A 604-nucleotide genomic window follows, 5' to 3' on the forward strand; every position below is an offset into this window, starting at 1 on the left:
GGCCGAGGGTCAGCAGAGCGCCCTGGCCGCGTCGATGGCGGGCCGCAGGTCCATGTGCAGGCCGCCGCCGCCGGGGGCGCCCGCCCACACCGGCATCGGCGCCGCGTACCCGGCCCCCTGGGCCGGCGCGTCCAGGCCGTACTCCGTGCCGCCCGACTCGAACGTCAGCAGCGAGCCGCTGCGGCAGCGGAGGGTGCCCGAGTCGACGGTGAAGGGCCACGGCGACACGGAGGACCCGGACACCTTCCGGCTGTGCTCGTCACCGCTCAGGAACACCCATCCGCCGACGAGCAGCAGCACGGCGACCACCGCCCCGATCACCCGCTTCCGGTACCGCGGGGCGGGTCTGTACGCCGCCCTGTCCCCTCTGGCCATCGCGGCCTCCTCTCGGTAGGGCGCACAGCGTAGGACGGTGGGGATCATGTGAACAGGGTTTGTGCAGAACCCGATTGCGCCTCCAGCCCGCCCCCGCGCGCCCCGGGCCCGGGCTGCCGTGCGGAGCCCGCCGCCGTCCCGCACGGACCCGGCCGGGGGGGGCGGCCGCCGGGCGGGCCCGGCGGGGGGGGGGCGCCCCGGGGGGGGGGGCGCCCGCGCGGGGGACCGC

General features: G+C 78.6%; 1 protein-coding gene. It reads right to left on the bottom strand.

The features are described 5' to 3' along the window. Positions 1–9: 9 nt before the first annotated feature. Entirely contained in the window at positions 10–375 is a 366-nt protein-coding gene (locus ACFV0G_RS02050; protein WP_380540069.1) for a hypothetical protein, read from the bottom strand. Between the last annotated feature and the right edge of the window lie 229 nt (positions 376–604).

The organism is Kitasatospora sp. NPDC059571 (assembly GCF_042735675.1).
GTDB lineage: Bacteria > Actinomycetota > Actinomycetes > Streptomycetales > Streptomycetaceae > Kitasatospora.

Coding starts and splice junctions, on each gene's coding strand:
- ACFV0G_RS02050 (WP_380540069.1), bottom strand. CDS start 375: ATGGCCAGAGGGGACAGGGCGGCGTACAGACCCGCCCCGCGGTACCGG.